This window comes from Kluyvera intermedia, assembly GCF_021440345.1.
Classification (GTDB): domain Bacteria; phylum Pseudomonadota; class Gammaproteobacteria; order Enterobacterales; family Enterobacteriaceae; genus Kluyvera; species Kluyvera intermedia_A.
Genome location: NZ_JAKCNS010000011.1, coordinates 164,043 through 181,690, shown reverse-complemented (window position 1 = coordinate 181,690; position 17,648 = coordinate 164,043). Strand labels below are relative to the sequence as shown.

Genomic DNA, 17,648 nt, shown 5'->3' with positions numbered 1-17,648 from the left:
ATGCGTCTTGGCTGCTTTAAACACCGCGGCTGGCGCTGGCTGGCCGCTGCGGTGGTGATTTTGGTCGCCAGCATTGTGCTGGCGGACAGGCTGTGGCCGCTGCCGCTGCACGAAGTGACACCCGCACGCGTGGTGGTCGCCGAGGACGGTAGTCCGCTGTGGCGCTTTGCGGACAGCGAGGGAATCTGGCGTTATCCGGTTACCATTGAGGAGGTCTCTCCCCGCTACCTGGAGGCGCTGATCCAGTACGAGGATCGCTGGTTCTGGGATCATCCCGGCGTGAATCCGTTCTCAATTGTCCGCGCGGGCTGGCAGGATCTGACCGCTGGCCGGGTAGTCTCCGGCGGCAGTACGATTACTATGCAGGTAGCGCGTCTGCTCGATCCGCATTCCCGTACCTTCGGTGGCAAAGTGCGCCAGCTATGGCGCGCCTTCCAGCTTGAATGGCATCTTTCCAAGCGCGATATTCTCACTCTCTATCTCAACCGTGCACCGTTTGGCGGCACGCTGCAGGGAATTGGTGCTGCCAGTTGGGCTTATCTTGGCAAACCACCGGCCCAGCTTAGCTACGCTGATGCCGCGCTGTTGGCGGTATTGCCGCAGGCGCCCAGCCGTTTACGCCCGGACCGTTGGCCGCAGCGCGCGCAGAAGGCGCGCAATAAAGTGCTCGACCGCATGCTCACCCAGCAGGTGTGGCCGGCAAAGGTAGTGAACGAGGCTAAAGAAGAGGCCGTCTGGTTATTCCCCCGGCAAATGCCGCAGCTGGCACCGCTGTTCTCGCGACAGATGTTGGCGCGCAGCCGGGACGAGAAAGTGGTGACCACCCTGGATGCCGGGCTTCAGCGTCAGCTGGAAGAGCTGGCGATGAGCTGGAAATCACGCCTGCCGCCGCGCAGCTCGCTGGCAATGGTGGTGGTGGATAACCGTGATATGAAAGTGCGTGGCTGGGTTGGGTCGGCGGATATTGCGGACGACAGCCGGTTTGGTCACGTGGATATGGTTACCGCAATCCGTTCGCCGGGATCGGTGTTGAAGCCGTTTTTATACGGCATGGCGCTTGATAATGCGCTGATCCATCCGGCATCGCTGCTGCAGGACGTGCCGAGAAAGGTCGGCGACTATCGGCCCGGTAACTTTGATAGCGGCTTTCACGGCCCGGTGAGCATGAGCGAAGCACTGGTGCGTTCGCTCAACCTGCCCGCGGTACAGGTTCTTGATGCCTACGGCCCGAAACAGTTTGCTGCGCGTTTGCGTAATGCCGGTTTGCCGCTGATATTACCCGCGGGGGCTGAACCTAATTTATCGTTGATCCTCGGCGGTGCCGGTGCACGACTGGCGGATATTACCGCCGCCTATAGTGCGCTCGCCCGCCATGGGAAGGTCGGCAAATTGCGGATGCTGGCACGCGATCCGCTGGTGGAACGCCCGCTGCTTTCACCGGGTTCCGCGTGGATAATCCGCCGGATACTGGCCGGGGAAGCGCAGCCGCTGCCGGACGACTCGCTACCGCAGGTGGTGCCGCTGGCGTGGAAAACCGGCACCAGCTACGGCTACCGCGATGCGTGGGCGATTGGCGTCAATGCCCGCTACAGTATCGGTATCTGGACCGGCAGGCCTGACGGCACGCCGGTGGCCGGGCAGTTTGGTTTTGCCAGCGCGATACCTCTGCTAAACCAGGTGAGTAATCTGCTGCTTTCGGGCGCTACACGCCGGACTGAAGAACGCGACCCGCGCCCCGCATCGGTGAGTGCGGCGGAGATTTGCTGGCCCGGTGGCCAACCGCTGCCAGCGGGCGATAGCAACTGCCGTCGTCGTTTGTCGACCTGGGTGCTGGACAACGGCCTGCCGCCGACGCTGCTGCTGCCGGGGCAAGAGGGCGTGCAGGGCATTCATTTCCCGCTGTGGCTGGATAAGTCAGGCCTGCGGGTGGCGGCAGACTGCCCGGATGCGCGGGAAGTCAGTATGGATGTCTGGCCGCTGCCGCTGGAACCCTGGGTACCCGTCGGAGAGCGTCGGGCTATGCGCCTGCCTGCCGCTTCGGCAGTGTGCCCGCCCCGGCAGCTGCAGAATGCCGCACCGCTGATGCTTACCGGGATCCGCGAAGACGCGGTGATCCGCCGTTTGCCGGGCGAAGCCAGCGCAACCGTGCTGCTGCAGGCAAGCGGAGGGGAAGGGCGACGCTGGTGGTTTATGAACGGTGAGCCGCAGAATAGCGCGGGGAATAATCTGGCGCTGTCACTGAATAACGCGGGTCGCTATCAACTGGTCGTGATGGATGATGTTGGGCAGATGGCGGTGGTGAATTTCACTTTGCAGTAAGCCACATTGACGGGTAGCGTCAGAGATAGCGACGGGGTACGGGGCAAACATCATGCCAACGGACATTGTGATACGTACGAGGATGAACGGGAATTTGTTACACAATGTGTTGCTTAAAAGTGTTTTATTTTAAAAAAATGTTACCTTCATCCATAGGCAAGGGGGCAACGGGTCATTATAATCCGCGCCAGGTCATACAGCCGCTGTATGCACGACAACAGAACAAATTTTATTATTAGAGGTAATCATGGCAATTGAACGTACTTTTTCCATCATCAAGCCAAACGCGGTGGCAAAAAACGTTATTGGTAGCATCTTTGCTCGCTTTGAAGCAGCAGGGTTCAAAATCGTCGGCACCAAAATGCTGCACCTGACCGTTGAACAGGCTCGCGGTTTCTACGCTGAGCACGACGGTCGTCCATTCTTCGACGGTCTGGTTGAGTTCATGACTTCCGGCCCAATCGTGGTTTCCGTACTGGAAGGCGAAAACGCCGTTCAGCGCCACCGCGATCTGCTGGGTGCGACCAACCCAGACAACGCGCTGGCAGGCACCCTGCGTGCTGACTACGCGGACAGCTTCACCGAGAACGGCACCCACGGCTCTGACTCCGTTGAATCCGCCGCTCGCGAAATCGCGTTCTTCTTCGCAGAAGGTGAAGTGTGCCCACGTACCCGCTAAGGGCACGTTTACACTTTATTTAGCGATTGCCGCGTGCAGACGTGGCATCCATGCGCCAGAATTTGTACAATGCAGCGCCCCCGGACGAGCAGACCGCTTTCCTGGGGCGCTTCTTTTTATCATTCACCCTCCAGGGGCCATAACGTGTAACAACGAGGCCGGAATAGAAAATGTCTGAACAAATTGTCACGCCTGAGAGCGCCATCCCGGCGGTTCCCAATAAAGATGGAAAAATTAACCTGCTGGATCTTAACCGTCAGCAGATGCGCGAGTTTTTTAAAGACTTAGGCGAAAAACCCTTCCGTGCCGATCAGGTGATGAAGTGGATGTATCACTATTGCAGCGATGACTTTGATGATATGACCGATATCAACAAGGTTCTGCGTAACAAGCTGAAGCAAGTTGCAGAGATTCGCGCACCTGAAGTGGTGGAAGAACAGCGTTCCTCCGATGGCACCATCAAATGGGCGATTGCCGTAGGCGATCAGCGCGTTGAAACCGTGTATATCCCGGAAGACGATCGCGCGACCCTGTGCGTATCTTCACAGGTTGGTTGTGCATTAGAGTGTAAATTCTGCTCTACGGCGCAGCAGGGCTTTAACCGTAACCTGCGCGTTTCCGAAATCATCGGCCAGGTGTGGCGCGCGGCGAAAATCGTTGGCGCGGTCAAAGCCACCGGTGTACGTCCTATCACCAACGTGGTCATGATGGGCATGGGGGAGCCGCTGCTGAACATGACGAACGTGGTTCCCGCGATGGAAATCATGCTGGATGACTTCGGTTTCGGTCTCTCCAAACGCCGCGTAACCCTGTCGACTTCAGGCGTTGTGCCAGCGCTGGATAAACTGGGCGATATGATTGACGTTGCGCTGGCTATTTCTCTGCACGCGCCGAACGATGCGATTCGTGATGAAATCGTGCCGATCAACAAGAAATACAATATCGCGACCTTCCTGGAATCCGTACGTGGCTACATTTCGAAGTCCAATGCCAACCAGGGCCGCGTGACCATCGAATACGTTATGCTGGATCACGTCAACGACGGTACCGAGCATGCGCATGAGTTGGCTGAGTTGCTGAAAGATACGCCGTGCAAGATTAACCTGATTCCATGGAACCCGTTCCCGGGTGCACCTTACGGGCGTAGCTCTAACAGCCGCATCGATCGCTTCAGTAAAGTATTGATGGGCTACGGCTTTACCACCATCGTGCGTAAAACCCGTGGTGATGATATCGATGCTGCCTGCGGTCAGTTAGCCGGGGATGTTATTGACCGTACCAAGCGTACAATGCGTAAGCGTATGCAGGGTGAATCTATCTCGGTCAAAGAGCTGTAATGCTGTGTCGTGTGCGTCAGAAATGGCGCACACAGAGTTAAGTGCTTAAGGATTAGGCGAAACGTACTGATCTGGTTAATAATTACGGTGCGTTTCCTCACGTATTGAGGCAGTATGTAGCGTTGTCATCACAGCGCCAATAGGGCTTTTGACGCTGCTTTGCCATCGGATAAACGTGGACAGCCTGTCTGCCTTATCTGTACACGAACGGATATTTCGCGGTGTGAACGCGGTTTGCACCAGAATCTTAAATTTCACGAATCAGCAGCTGTAGCGAATGAATACTGAAACCAACCACGACCAACCAGAAGCACAAACTACGGGTGTCCGTTTGCGTAATGCCCGTGAACAACTCGGACTCAGTCAGCAAGCCGTTGCAGAACGCTTGTGCCTGAAGGTTTCCACCGTTCGTGATATTGAAGAAGATAAGGCGCCGGCTGAACTTGCTTCAACATTCTTGCGTGGTTATATCCGTTCCTATGCTCGCCTCGTGCATATTCCTGAAGAAGAACTGCTGCCGATGATGGAAAAGCAGGCACCGATAAGAGCGGCAAAAGTCGCGCCGATGCAGACTTTCTCTTTGGGCAAACGTCGTAAAAAACGTGATGGCTGGCTGATGAGCTTTACCTGGCTCGTGCTGTTCGTGGTTATCGGTTTAACCGTAGCCTGGTGGTGGCAGAACCATAAAGCGCAGCAGGAAGAGATCACCACCATGGCCGATCAATCCTCCGTTGAGCTGAAGGCTAGCGGCAGCGAATCACAGAATATTCCGCTGAATACGGGCACAGACGCTACTTCTACCCCGGCAGCAACCGATACGACGGCTGCCGCTGACAACAGCGCAGCGACGCCGGTTGAAACCGCCCCGGCGGCTACCACTGCGCCAGCGGATACTGTCCAGAATAACGCCGTTGTGGCACCGTCGCAGGCGAACGTTGACGCAACAGCTGCACAAACCACCGCTCCAGCCGCGCAAACCGCCGCTCCGGGCGCGCTGCCAACTGACCCCGCGCAGACCGCTGCCCCGGTTGCTGACGCTAATGCGTTGGTGATGAACTTCTCCGCCGATTGCTGGCTGGAAGTGACCGATGCAACGGGCAAAAAACTGTTCAGCGGTCTGCAGCGCAAAGGTGGTAACCTGAATCTTGCAGGCCAGGCGCCATACAAACTGAAAATTGGTGCACCGGCTGCAGTACAGATCGAATTCCAGGGTAAACCTGTCGACCTGAGTCGTTTTATCAGAACTAACCAGGTTGCGCGCCTGACGGTGAATGCTGAACAATCACCGGCACAATAATAGACGCGTAATGCGGGAGATTTTTCATGCACAATCAGGCTCCTATTCAACGTAGAAAATCCACACGCATTTACGTTGGGAACGTGCCGATCGGCGATGGGGCTCCTATCGCCGTCCAGTCGATGACCAATACGCGTACGACGGATGTCGAAGCGACGGTCAATCAGATCAAAGCGTTAGAACGCGTTGGTGCGGATATCGTTCGCGTATCCGTTCCCACCATGGACGCTGCTGAAGCTTTCAAACTCATCAAACAGCAGGTTAATGTCCCGCTGGTCGCCGATATCCATTTTGACTACCGTATTGCGCTGAAAGTGGCGGAGTATGGCGTTGATTGCCTGCGCATCAACCCGGGCAACATCGGCAGCGAAGAGCGTATTCGCATGGTCGTTGACTGTGCGCGCGACAAAAATATTCCTATCCGCATCGGCGTTAACGCCGGGTCGCTGGAAAAAGATCTGCAGGAAAAATACGGTGAGCCCACGCCGCAGGCGCTGCTGGAATCGGCCATGCGTCATGTCGATCACCTCGATCGTCTGAACTTCGATCAGTTCAAAGTCAGCGTGAAGGCGTCTGATGTTTTCCTGGCGGTTGAATCCTATCGCCTGCTGGCATCGCGCATCGATCAGCCTCTGCATTTAGGGATCACCGAAGCGGGCGGCGCTCGTAGCGGCTCGGTTAAATCGGCGATCGGTCTTGGTTTGCTGTTATCCGAAGGGATCGGCGATACGCTGCGCGTTTCGCTGGCGGCGGATCCGGTTGAAGAGATCAAAGTTGGTTTTGATATTCTGAAATCGCTGCGTATTCGTGCGCGCGGGATCAACTTCATCGCTTGCCCAACCTGTTCACGTCAGGAATTTGACGTTATCGGTACGGTCAACGCGTTAGAACAGCGGCTGGAAGATATTATTACCCCAATGGATGTTTCCATTATCGGTTGCGTGGTGAACGGCCCTGGCGAAGCGCTGGTGTCGACCTTGGGCGTTACCGGCGGTAATAAGAAAAGCGGCCTGTACGAAGACGGCGTACGTAAAGATCGCCTCGACAACAACGATATGATTAGCCAGCTTGAAGCACGCATCCGCGCGAAAGCGACAATTCTGGATGAAGCCAATCGTATCGATGTTCAGCAGGTTGAAAAATAACGAGATGGGAAGCGTCTTGCTTCCCGTGTATGATTGAACCCGCTGGCACCCTGGTGCTGAGGGTTCATTTTTATATATAAAGAGAATTAACGTGGCAAAAAACATTCAAGCCATTCGCGGCATGAACGATTATCTGCCTGGCGAGACCGCCATCTGGCAGCGCATTGAAGGCACACTTAAGCAGGTGCTCGGCAGCTACGGTTATAGCGAAATTCGTTTGCCGATTGTAGAGCAGACCCCGTTGTTCAAACGCGCTATCGGTGAAGTCACCGACGTGGTTGAAAAAGAGATGTATACCTTTGAAGACCGCAATGGCGATAGCCTGACGCTGCGTCCCGAAGGTACTGCGGGCTGCGTACGCGCCGGCATCGAGCATGGTCTTCTGTACAATCAGGAGCAGCGTTTGTGGTATATCGGGCCGATGTTCCGCCACGAACGTCCGCAGAAAGGGCGCTACCGCCAGTTCCATCAGTTGGGTTGCGAAGTGTTTGGCCTGCAGGGGCCGGATATTGACGCCGAGCTGATTATGCTGACCGCGCGCTGGTGGCGTGCGCTGGGCATTTCTGAACACGTGAATCTGGAGCTGAACTCCATCGGTTCTCTGGAAGCGCGCGCAAACTACCGCGATGCGCTGGTGGCCTTCCTCGAGCAGCACGTTGAAGTGCTGGATGAAGACTGCAAGCGCCGCATGTACAGCAACCCGCTGCGCGTGCTGGATTCCAAAAACCCAGATGTTCAGGCGCTGCTGAACGACGCACCGGCGCTGGGCGACTATCTGGATGACGATTCCCGTGAGCACTTTGCTGGCCTGTGCGCACAGCTGGACGCTGCGGGTATTGCTTATACCGTTAACCAGCGCCTGGTTCGCGGCCTGGATTACTATAACCGTACCGTTTTCGAATGGGTCACCAACAGCCTCGGCTCGCAGGGTACCGTTTGTGCGGGCGGCCGTTACGATGGTTTGGTCGAACAGTTGGGCGGTCGTGCGACCCCGGCCGTTGGCTTTGCCATGGGCCTTGAACGACTTGTTTTGTTGGTTCAGGCAGTTAATCCGGAATTTAAAGCCGATCCTGTTGTCGATATATACCTGGTCGCTTCAGGCACTGATACTCAGTCAGCAGCAATGCGTCTGGCCGAGCAGGTTCGTGATGCGTTACCGGGCGTGAAGCTGATGACCAACCACGGCGGCGGCAACTTTAAGAAGCAATTTGCACGTGCTGATAAATGGGGCGCTCGCATTGCCCTGGTGTTGGGTGAATCTGAGGTTGAACAAGCCACCGTTGTCGTGAAGGATTTGCGCTCTGGTGAGCAGTCAACCGTAACGCAGGAAGGCGTTGCCGCGCATTTGCGCACTATTCTGGGTTGATCTCCAGAACATTATTATCAGGAGAAGGGCTGCGTGGAAATTTACAATAACGAAAATGACCAGGTTGATGCGATCAAACGCTTCTTTGCTGAAAATGGCAAAGCGCTGGCCGTTGGGGTGATTTTGGGGATCGGTGCGCTGGTTGGCTGGCGTTACTGGAATTCTCATCAGGTAGACTCGGCCCGGGAATCTTCCGTGGCTTATGAAAATGCCGTTTCTTCTCTGTCCTCAGGGAAACCGGAAGCGCTGGCCTCCGCCCAGAAGTTTGCGGCGGAGACCAAAAACACCTACGGGGCGTTTGCTTCTCTGGAACTGGCGCAGGCCTTTGTTGATAAAAACGATCTGGCACAGGCGGAAAAACAGCTGCAGCAAGGCTTAGCCGCTGCGTCTGATGAGAATCTGAAGTCCGTTATTAATCTGCGCCTGGCGCGCGTTCAGCTGCAGATGAAGCAGGCTGATGCGGCGCTGAAAACGCTGGAAGGCGTGAAAGGTGAAGGTTGGACGGCAATTGTTGCTGATTTACGTGGGGAGATCCTGCTCAGTAAAGGTGACAAACAAGGTGCTCGTGCAGCGTGGGAAACTGGCGCTAAGAGCGATGCATCACCGGCGCTGAGTGAAATGATGCGCATGAAAATTAATAATTTGTCCGTCTGAGAGGGACCCGATGCAATTGCGTAAAGTACTTTTGCCAGGACTGCTTTCTGTCACTCTGTTGAGTGGTTGTTCGTTATTTAGCGGCGAAGAAGATGTTGTTAAAATGTCTCCTCTGCCAACCGTAGAAAACCAGTTTACGCCATCTACCGCATGGGATGTTTCCGTCGGTAGCGGTATTGGTGACTTCTACTCGAACCTGCATCCGGCTTATGCCGACAGCGTAGTCTATGCGGCCGATCGTAAAGGCACCGTGAAAGCGGTTAACGCTGACGATGGTAAAGAAGTCTGGTCCGTGAATCTGGCGGAAAAAGACGGCTGGTTTAGCCGTAAACCGGCTCTGCTGTCCGGTGGCTTGACCATTGCCGGTGGCCACGTGTACGTCGGCAGCGAAAAAGCGCAGGTTTACGCGCTGGATGCCGGCACCGGTGCTATCGTCTGGCAGACCACCGCAGCGGGTGAAGTTTTGTCTCGTCCAACTGCGAGCGATGGCCTGGTTCTGGTTCACACCAGCAACGGTCAGCTGCAGGCGCTGGATGAGAACAGCGGCGTGGTGAAATGGACGGTGAACCTGGATATGCCTGCGCTTTCTCTGCGCGGTGAATCTGCACCGGCCGTCGCATTCGGCGCAGCCATTGTGGGCGGCGACAACGGTCGCGTGAGTGCGGTACTGATGCAGCAGGGCCAGCTTATCTGGCAGCAGCGTATCTCTCAGGCCACCGGTTCTACCGAAATCGATCGTCTGAGCGATGTGGATACCACGCCGGTTATCGTGAATGGCGTTGTTTATGCATTAGCCTACAATGGTAATCTGACGGCGCTGGATCTGCGCAGCGGCCAGATCCTGTGGAAACGTGAGCTGGGTTCGGTGAATGATTTCATCGTTGACGGCAACCGTATCTACATTGCCGACCAGAATGACCGCGTTCTGGCGCTAACCACCGACGGTGGCGTAACGCTGTGGACGCAAAGCGATCTGCTGCACCGACTGCTGACCGCTCCGGCGCTGTATAATGGCAGCCTGGTGGTGGGTGATAGCGAAGGTTATCTGCACTGGATTAATCCAGAAGATGGCCGTTTCATGGCCCAGCAGAAGCTCGACAGCTCCGGCTTCCTGACGGAACCGGTTGTTGCTGACGGTAAATTGCTGATTCAGGCGAAAGACGGTACGGTTTACGCGATTACGCGTTAACGTCTGTAGTTTTTCAGCGATGGACGGCTCCTGTTTAGTCAGGGGCCGTTTGCTATTTGTAATGTTACTGATTTTTATGCCCGATGGCGCTTCACTTATCGAGCCTGCCGCACAAGCGCAGACCGGATAAGCGAAATGCCGCCCGGCAAAGCAAATTGTCACAAATTTTGAGTATATGAGGCTTTATCATGGTTCCTGTGGTCGCGCTTGTCGGGCGCCCTAATGTCGGAAAATCCACGCTCTTTAACCGCTTGACGCGCACTCGTGATGCGCTGGTCGCGGATTTCCCGGGTCTGACTCGTGACCGTAAGTACGGTCGTGCTGAAGTTGAAGGGCGTGAGTTTATCTGTATCGATACCGGCGGTATCGATGGTACGGAAGAAGGCGTGGAAACGCGCATGGCTGAACAGTCGCTGCTGGCGATTGAAGAAGCTGACGTGGTGCTGTTTATGGTTGATGCACGTGCGGGGCTGATGCCTGCGGACGAAGGCATTGCTAAGCATCTGCGTTCCCGTGAAAAGCCAACCTTCCTGGTGGCGAACAAAACGGACGGGATTGACCCGGACCAGGCAGTAGCTGACTTCTGGTCGCTAGGCCTTGGTGAGATTCACGCGATTGCCGCCTCTCATGGCCGCGGCGTGACTACGCTGCTGGAAACCGTTCTGCTGCCGTTCGTTGATGATGTCAACCCGCCGGAAGAAGTGGACGAAGACGCGGAGTACTGGGCTAAGTTTGAAGCCGAGCAGAACGGCGGTGAAGTTGAAGAGCCAGAAGATGACTTCAACCCGCAGGATCTGCCGATTAAAATCGCTATCGTGGGTCGCCCTAACGTCGGTAAGTCAACGCTGACTAACCGTATCCTCGGCGAAGACCGCGTGGTGGTTTACGATATGCCGGGTACCACCCGTGACAGTATCTACATCCCGATGGAACGCGATGAACGTGAATACGTGCTCATCGACACCGCCGGTGTACGTAAGCGCGGCAAAGTGACCGATACGGTAGAAAAATTCTCCGTTATCAAAACTCTGCAGGCGATCGAAGATGCCAACGTCTGTCTGCTGGTTATCGATGCTCGTGAAGGTATCTCTGACCAGGACCTGTCACTGCTGGGCTTTATCCTCAATAGTGGGCGCTCACTTGTTATTGTCGTCAACAAGTGGGACGGCCTGAGCATGGAAGTTAAAGAGCAGGTGAAAGAGACCCTGGACTATCGTCTGGGCTTTATCGACTTTGCTCGCGTGCACTTTATCTCCGCGCTGCACGGCAGCGGCGTAGGTAATCTGTTCGAATCCATCCGTGAAGCGTATGACAGCTCTACCCGTCGTGTCGGCACGGCGATGCTGACCCGCATCATGAGCATGGCAACAGAAGATCACCAGCCGCCGTTGGTTCGTGGTCGTCGCGTGAAGCTGAAATATGCCCACGCCGGTGGTTACAACCCGCCAATTGTTGTTATTCACGGTAATCAGGTAAAAGACCTGCCAGATTCCTACAAACGCTATCTGATGAACTACTTCCGTAAGTCACTGGACGTCATGGGGACACCAATCCGCATCCAGTTCAAGGAAGGGGAAAACCCGTATGCGAACAAACGCAACACGCTGACCCCAACTCAGATGCGTAAACGCCAGCGTTTGATGAAGCACATCAAAAAGAGCAAGTAATAGACCGCAGGGTTTATCACCGCTGAGTAAAATGAGGAGCCCGCATGATGCGGGCTTTTCTTTTTGTGATACAGGATAGGCCAAAACACTTTTGTGGTAAAAGGTGTGCCTGAGCGGTGATAGTGAAAGCGCAACGGAGCAAAAAAATGAGAACGCAAAAACGGTGCCTCGGGCATGTAGCAGTCGTCGTCGACGACTATGACCGTGCGATTGAGTACTACACCGATAAACTGGGCTTTATCCTTGTTGAAGATACACCGCAGCCAGGAAAACGATGGGTCGTGGTGTCGCCGGGACCGGAAAGCGACTGCCATATTTTACTGGCTCGCGCATCGAACGACCAACAAAAGGATTTTATTGGTAATCAGTGCGGCGGCAGGGTGTTTTTGTTCCTGCAGACCGATGATTTCTGGCGCGACTACCACGCGATGAAGGCCAAAGGTGTCCATTTTTGCGAAGAGCCGCGTGACGAAGAGTACGGAACGGTCGTTGTATTTGAAGATCTGTATGGCAACCGTTGGGACCTCTATCAGAACGCGCAAACGCGATGAAAACCCACGTTGCGTTTGGTATTGCATTGTCATTGGTGAGCGATTCAGGACCCTTACGGGTGGAGCCCCTCGCATAGCTGAAATTAATCAGCCAGACTTACACCAAAGACGTAGTCTGCGCGGGGATTGTGTTTTACACTGCGCGCTGCAAAAATTGAGCAGATAAACGATTAAGTAGGCGGTAATGGCGATGAACGGAACAATCACAACCTGGTTTGAAGATAAAGGTTTTGGATTTATCAAAGATGGAAACGGGGATAACCGTTATTTTCATGTGATTAAGGTTGCCAACCCTGAACTGATTAAGAAAGATGCGGCGGTGACATTTGAACCGACGACCAACAACAAAGGGTTGTCGGCTTTTGCGGTGAAAGTCATCCCGGAAAGCAAATACATCTATATCGCGGGTGAGCGCCTTAAACTCACGGCAATCAAATCTTATCTGGTTTACAGCGAAGAAGTACCAGCGGACACCCGCATCGATAAAGAGAACGCGGTGCTGTCTGTCGGGGCTTTGATGAACAGTATCAAGCCAAAGTCGGCGACTAAGCCGGGTGAAATGCGCTCGCTGAAAAAACTGGCGATCACGACCTTCCAGGGAACAACGTTAATTTTCACGGAAGATGAAATCGATATCGAAGCAACGGTAAAAATGCTGAAGGTCTGAACCATTCAGACTCACCCTGCGCCATATTTTTCATGACCCTAAGCCGGGTACTGGCGCAGCGGGCGACAATTGACATAGACGTTAATCCGGGGAGTAATTTATGAGCCATGAAGTAGATATCAAGTATTATGACATCGCCGACGAGTACGCGACGGAATGCGCGAAACCGGTGAGCGACTCTGAACGTGATGCATTAGCACACTATTTCCAACTGCTGCTGACCCGTCTGATGAACAATGAAGAAATCAGTGAAGAAGCGCAGCAAGAGATGGCGCGTGAAGCCGGTATTGAAGAGCAGCGCATTGATGAAATTGCCAATTTCCTCAATGAATGGGGCAACGAATAGCACCCACTCTCACAACCCACTGCGAATAAGATAAAAGCGGCGTGTTAATCATGCCGCTGCTCTCCCCGCGGTTTTCCATCACTTTTCCGCTCGTGCTGATGTCGTCGCCTGACAACACATCAAAATCTCGCTTCCGTACTACCTCTTCACGCTATCCAAACGATAATCCTCTCAATGTGAAACGCGCGTTGACTTCGCTGCGCCTAACGCAGGATAGTTATCGTTTTGCCGCTATTCATCCCAGATGATGGATATGACTAATGAAATCTCGCTGAAATTTATGGGGTAATTTATGGGTCACCGTTCCACCTCCGATTTTAACATCAGCACGCAAATCACCCAGCTAGGCCGGGATGTTTCGAAGCAATCAGGCTTTGTGAACGCTCCGGTGTACCGGGGTTCGACGGTCATTTTCCCCACGGTTGACGATCTCGAGCATAACCGCGCCGAGTTCAATTACGGCACCATGGGCACGCCAACGATTGCCAGCCTGGAAAATGCCTGGAGCTCGCTGGCGGGTGCCGCCGGAACGGTTTTATCCCCCTCAGGGCTTGGGGCGATCGCGCTCTCTCTGCTGACGACGCTCAAGTCTGGCGATCATCTGTTGATGCCGGATAGCGTATATCGACCAACGCGTAACTTTTGCGCTGGGATGCTCGCAAAAATGGGTATTGAAACCACCTATTACGATCCCTGCATTGGCGCGGCGATTGAGACCCTGTTCCGCCCCAACACGACTACGCTATTCCTGGAATCACCGGGCTCACAAAGTTTTGAGATTCAGGATGTCCCGGCAATGACCCGGGCGGCGAAAGCGCATGGCGTGACCACCATAATTGATAATACCTGGGCGACACCGATTTTCTTTCGCGCCCATGAACATGGTTGCGATCTGTCGCTGGAAGCCGGTACGAAATACCTCGGCGGTCACTCCGATCTGCTTATGGGGCTGGTGTCTGCGAACGAAGCGTGGTGGCCTAAGCTTCGTAAGACCTACGATTTAATGGCGATGCTGCCGGGGGCCGAAGACTGCTTCCTGGCACTGCGTGGCCTGCGCACCATGCATATTCGGCTCAAAGAGGCGGAAAAACGCGGCCTCGAAATGGCGCACTGGCTCAAATCGCGTCCAGAGGTTTTAAAGGTCCTCCATCCTGCGCTGCCGGAGTGCCCGGGGCACGAGATTTGGAAAAGAGATTTCACCGGTTCCTCCGGGCTGTTTTCCCTGGTGCTGAAGCCGGAGTTCTCCAAAGCGGGAGTGGCGAAGATGCTCGATAATATGAGCATTTTTGGAATGGGTTACTCGTGGGGTGGTTTTGAAAGTTTGATTATCCCGTTTAACTGCGCTGACTACCGTACTGCAACGGACTGGCAGCCGGGCGGTTTAACGCTGCGACTACAAATTGGTCTCGAAGATATGGATGACCTGAAAACCGATCTGGCGGAAGGGTTTGACCGATTACGTTCGACGTTGTGAGGCAATGGGCCATCGTGCGCAATATTTCGCGGTGGCCGTTCACGCATAATAATTCGTGATATCACTTTCCTGTTTATGAGTCAGAGATTATGAATATTGGTTTTGTCGGCCTGGGGGCCGTTGTTGAAACGGCCTGGCTTCCTGCGCTACAGCGGCTGTCTCTACCGGTTTCAACCCTATGGGGGTACGACGTTAACGCACAGCGTACGCTACCCGGCGTGACCCGATGTGATTCCCTCGCCGCACTACTGGCAAAACCTATCGATACGCTGTGCATCACCACCGCGTCGCTACAGCATTTATCGGTATTAGAAGCGGCGCTATCCACGCCAATACCGCGAATTGTGGTAGAGAAGCCGGTTGTCGCCACGCTTGGCCAAATTAGCCGCCTGCGTTCACTGCTATCGATGCCGGAAAACGCACCGCGCGTGCTTGCACTGGATCACTGGATGGCGCGGGACGGGGCGTTACGTGTCGCTCAGGGCAAAATGGATAAACCCTGGTTGGCGGAAGGCGTGGCCGCGTTATCTGAACCGCCGGTGTTCTCGCTTGATGATATTGTCGGTATCGACGGTTTTCTGCTTGAGCCAAGTGGTTTTAACGCGGCCGGCGAACCTATCGCGCTCAATTTTGCTACCGGCGAACCGGATACCCGGCAGTTCCGTCATCCAGACGGGGTCATTGTGGATGTGGGCACTCACGTGCTAGCGATGATGCGTGAAACGGTACGCTACCTGGGCGGTAGCGATGAGCTACAGCTGAAAGTCCTCCAGGCAAAAGACCGACTGGGAAGGCCTATCTCCATCGGCGATACGGAAACGGCGGAGGGTGAGGCGCACTTACAGGGGATGCTTTCCGGGCTGCCGGTCAACCTGTGGCTCAATAAATATGCTGGACCGGGCGTTGAGCGTAAGGGGATTCGCATTACTCTTCGCGATGGAAGGATCATTAGCCAGAACCGTAGCCCAGGCGGTGAACGAGCCGAGCTGATAGCGGGTGACAGCGTGATGAGCTGGACGCGGGAAGGGGCGGTTTACGCCCATTGTTTGGGCGAACACATTTTTGGTGCTAATAGCCTTTTTGCGCGCGCGCCACAAGAGGTGGCCAGATTGACCCAGCGGCGCATCGCCGAAGTAGAGGCGTTACTACAGCTTCAGCAGGAGCTGCGCGGCGCACACTAAAGCGCGAGGCGTGGTAAAATAGCGGCACAAAAACAGAAGTTAAGGAGTCGCAATGGAATTCATCTGCCCAATCTGTCAGGCGTCGCTGGAAGTGCAGGGGAATCACGCGCATTGCCAGAGCTGCGAAAAAGAGTACACCCTCGAGGCGCGTTGCCCTGAATGTCATAAACCGCTGGAAGTGTTAAAAGCCTGTGGGGCGGTAGATTTTCTCTGCCAGAACGGACACGGGCTGGTTTCGAAAAAACGGGTCGAATGGGTACTCGTCGGCGAATAAGCACGATACCTGACCGGGCGTTGAAGCCCGGTTTTACCCGAAAATTAGACCGCTTTTTTACGTGCGCGGGTTTTCTTTTCTGCCGTCACCGTTTTGATTTCACTCTCAACCCAGCCATCCGCCAGTCTGGTGGTCAACAGCTCGCCTGCTTTCGCCTGTTTCGTCTGTTTCAGCACTTTGCCATCGCTGGCGGTGGTGACGCTGTAGCCACGTGCCAGCGTCGCCAGCGGGCTGACGGCTTCCAGATGCGTTACCGCGTTGCCAAAACGCTCACGCTGCTCGCTGAGGCGAGCGCGAATATTCTCCGCCAGACGATATTCCAACTGCTGGATGTGTGACTGTGCACGGTGAATGCGCGGCTGGGGATTTTGCTGATTCAGTCGTTGCAGCACGCGCTGCTGGCGCTGATTGGCCTGCTTGATTTGGTTTTCCAGCGCAAAGCTCATGCGCTGGCGCAGCCGCTCCAGTGCCGTTTGCTGGCGCGCCAGGCGTAGCTGAGGATGCTGCTGCTGTAGACGGTGAAACGTCTGCGTAAAGCGGCGGCTGCGGTTGGCGAGGTAGTAATCCATCGCCATGCCCAGACGCTGCTGAACGGATTGGATCTGGCGTAATAATTCCTGCTGATTGCGGCTGACAATTTCTGCCGCGGCAGATGGCGTTGGCGCACGCAGGTCGCCGACAAAATCGGAAATGGTCACGTCGGTTTCATGGCCGACGGCGCTCACTACCGGAATGCGGCTGGCAAAAATAGCCCGCGCCACGCGCTCGTCGTTAAAGCTCCATAAATCTTCCAGCGAACCGCCGCCGCGCCCGACGATTAAGACATCACACTCGTTACGGGCGTTAGCCAGCTCAATGGCGCGGACGATTTGCATCGGCGCATCGTCACCCTGAACAGCCGTTGGGTAAATCACCACCGGCAAAGAGGGATCGCGGCGTTTGAGGACGTGGAGAATATCGTGCAGCGCAGCCCCGGTTTTAGACGTAATCACGCCAATGCAGTGGGCTGGGGCAGGAAGCGGCTGCTTGAACTGCTGGTCGAACAATCCTTCAGCCTGCAGTTTGGCTTTCAGCTGCTCATATTTTTGCTGCAACAGGCCTTCACCCGCCGGCTGCATGCTTTCGACAATAATCTGGTAGTCGCCGCGCGGCTCATACAGCGTGATATTGGCGCGCACCAGCACCTGTTGCCCATGCTGCGGGCGGAACGTCACGCGGCGGTTGCTGTTGCGGAACATCGCGCAGCGCACTTGGGCGTTATCGTCTTTTAAGGTGAAGTACCAGTGACCGGAAGAGGGCTGGGAGAAATTTGAAATCTCGCCGCTAATCCACACTTGCCCCATTTCTTGCTCGAGCAGCAGACGAACCGACTGATTCAGGCGGCTAACGGTAAAAATTGAGGGGGATTGAGAAGGTAACATGTGAGCGAGATCAAATTCTAAATCAGCAGGTTATTCAGTCGATAGTAACCTGCCCATCGACGATCGCAAGTATTTTTTTCA

16 protein-coding genes are annotated in these 17,648 nt (G+C 55.0%); 15 read left to right on the top strand and 1 reads right to left on the bottom strand.

Going from position 1 to position 17,648, the window contains the following annotated elements; genetic code table 11:
- The 15 genes from pbpC to LZ634_RS03580 all read left to right on the top strand — a co-directional run bounded on the left by pbpC (position 1) and on the right by LZ634_RS03580 (position 16,146).
- Positions 1–2,319 (top strand): peptidoglycan glycosyltransferase PbpC, encoded by a 2,319-nt coding sequence (gene pbpC / locus LZ634_RS03650; protein WP_234502392.1) that lies wholly within the window; start codon positions 1–3, stop codon positions 2,317–2,319.
- A 247-nt stretch (positions 2,320–2,566) separates the two neighbouring features.
- Entirely contained in the window at positions 2,567–2,998 is a 432-nt protein-coding gene (ndk, locus tag LZ634_RS03645; protein ID WP_052282290.1) for a nucleoside-diphosphate kinase, read from the top strand.
- 170 nt (positions 2,999–3,168) lie between these two features.
- Positions 3,169–4,335 (top strand): bifunctional tRNA (adenosine(37)-C2)-methyltransferase TrmG/ribosomal RNA large subunit methyltransferase RlmN, encoded by a 1,167-nt coding sequence (locus tag LZ634_RS03640; protein WP_052282291.1) that lies wholly within the window; start codon positions 3,169–3,171, stop codon positions 4,333–4,335.
- 277 nt (positions 4,336–4,612) lie between these two features.
- The gene (rodZ, locus tag LZ634_RS03635; RefSeq protein WP_234502391.1) at positions 4,613–5,632 is read left to right on the top strand and encodes a cytoskeleton protein RodZ; all 1,020 of its coding nucleotides are present in this window, start codon (positions 4,613–4,615) and stop codon (positions 5,630–5,632) included.
- Positions 5,633–5,658: 26 nt separating this feature from the next.
- Positions 5,659–6,777, top strand: a complete 1,119-nt coding sequence (gene ispG, locus LZ634_RS03630; protein ID WP_061282912.1) for a flavodoxin-dependent (E)-4-hydroxy-3-methylbut-2-enyl-diphosphate synthase — start codon at positions 5,659–5,661, stop codon at positions 6,775–6,777.
- A gap of 91 nt (positions 6,778–6,868) precedes the next feature.
- Entirely contained in the window at positions 6,869–8,143 is a 1,275-nt protein-coding gene (gene hisS / locus LZ634_RS03625; RefSeq protein ID WP_234502390.1) for a histidine--tRNA ligase, read from the top strand.
- 33 nt (positions 8,144–8,176) lie between these two features.
- Complete coding sequence (locus LZ634_RS03620) at positions 8,177–8,797, top strand: YfgM family protein (protein WP_234502389.1); 621 nt, start codon at positions 8,177–8,179, stop codon at positions 8,795–8,797.
- Between the two features lie 10 nt (positions 8,798–8,807).
- On the top strand, positions 8,808–9,986 hold the full coding sequence (gene bamB / locus LZ634_RS03615; RefSeq protein WP_234502388.1) for an outer membrane protein assembly factor BamB: 1,179 nt from the start codon (positions 8,808–8,810) through the stop codon (positions 9,984–9,986).
- 188 nt (positions 9,987–10,174) lie between these two features.
- The gene (gene der, locus LZ634_RS03610; RefSeq protein ID WP_052282297.1) at positions 10,175–11,653 is read left to right on the top strand and encodes a ribosome biogenesis GTPase Der; all 1,479 of its coding nucleotides are present in this window, start codon (positions 10,175–10,177) and stop codon (positions 11,651–11,653) included.
- Between the two features lie 146 nt (positions 11,654–11,799).
- Entirely contained in the window at positions 11,800–12,204 is a 405-nt protein-coding gene (locus tag LZ634_RS03605; RefSeq protein WP_234502387.1) for a VOC family protein, read from the top strand.
- 184 nt (positions 12,205–12,388) lie between these two features.
- Positions 12,389–12,871 carry a cold-shock protein gene (locus tag LZ634_RS03600; RefSeq protein ID WP_234502386.1) on the top strand — a complete coding sequence of 161 codons (483 nt, stop codon included), beginning with the start codon at positions 12,389–12,391 and terminating at the stop codon, positions 12,869–12,871.
- A 100-nt stretch (positions 12,872–12,971) separates the two neighbouring features.
- Positions 12,972–13,217: a DUF2543 family protein gene (locus LZ634_RS03595; protein WP_234502385.1), complete on the top strand. Its 246-nt coding sequence runs from the start codon at positions 12,972–12,974 to the stop codon at positions 13,215–13,217.
- Between the two features lie 292 nt (positions 13,218–13,509).
- Entirely contained in the window at positions 13,510–14,691 is a 1,182-nt protein-coding gene (gene metC, locus LZ634_RS03590; protein WP_234502384.1) for a cystathionine beta-lyase, read from the top strand.
- An 89-nt stretch (positions 14,692–14,780) separates the two neighbouring features.
- A complete protein-coding gene (locus LZ634_RS03585; RefSeq protein ID WP_234502383.1) occupies positions 14,781–15,872 on the top strand; it encodes a Gfo/Idh/MocA family oxidoreductase in 1,092 nt (363 codons plus the stop codon).
- Positions 15,873–15,924: 52 nt separating this feature from the next.
- Entirely contained in the window at positions 15,925–16,146 is a 222-nt protein-coding gene (locus LZ634_RS03580) for a zinc ribbon domain-containing protein (protein ID WP_234502382.1), read from the top strand.
- Positions 16,147–16,190: 44 nt separating this feature from the next.
- On the opposite strand, the gene xseA is transcribed toward LZ634_RS03580, so the two are convergent.
- Positions 16,191–17,567 (bottom strand): exodeoxyribonuclease VII large subunit, encoded by a 1,377-nt coding sequence (gene xseA / locus LZ634_RS03575; RefSeq protein ID WP_234502381.1) that lies wholly within the window; start codon positions 17,565–17,567, stop codon positions 16,191–16,193.
- Positions 17,568–17,648 lie beyond the last annotated feature (81 nt).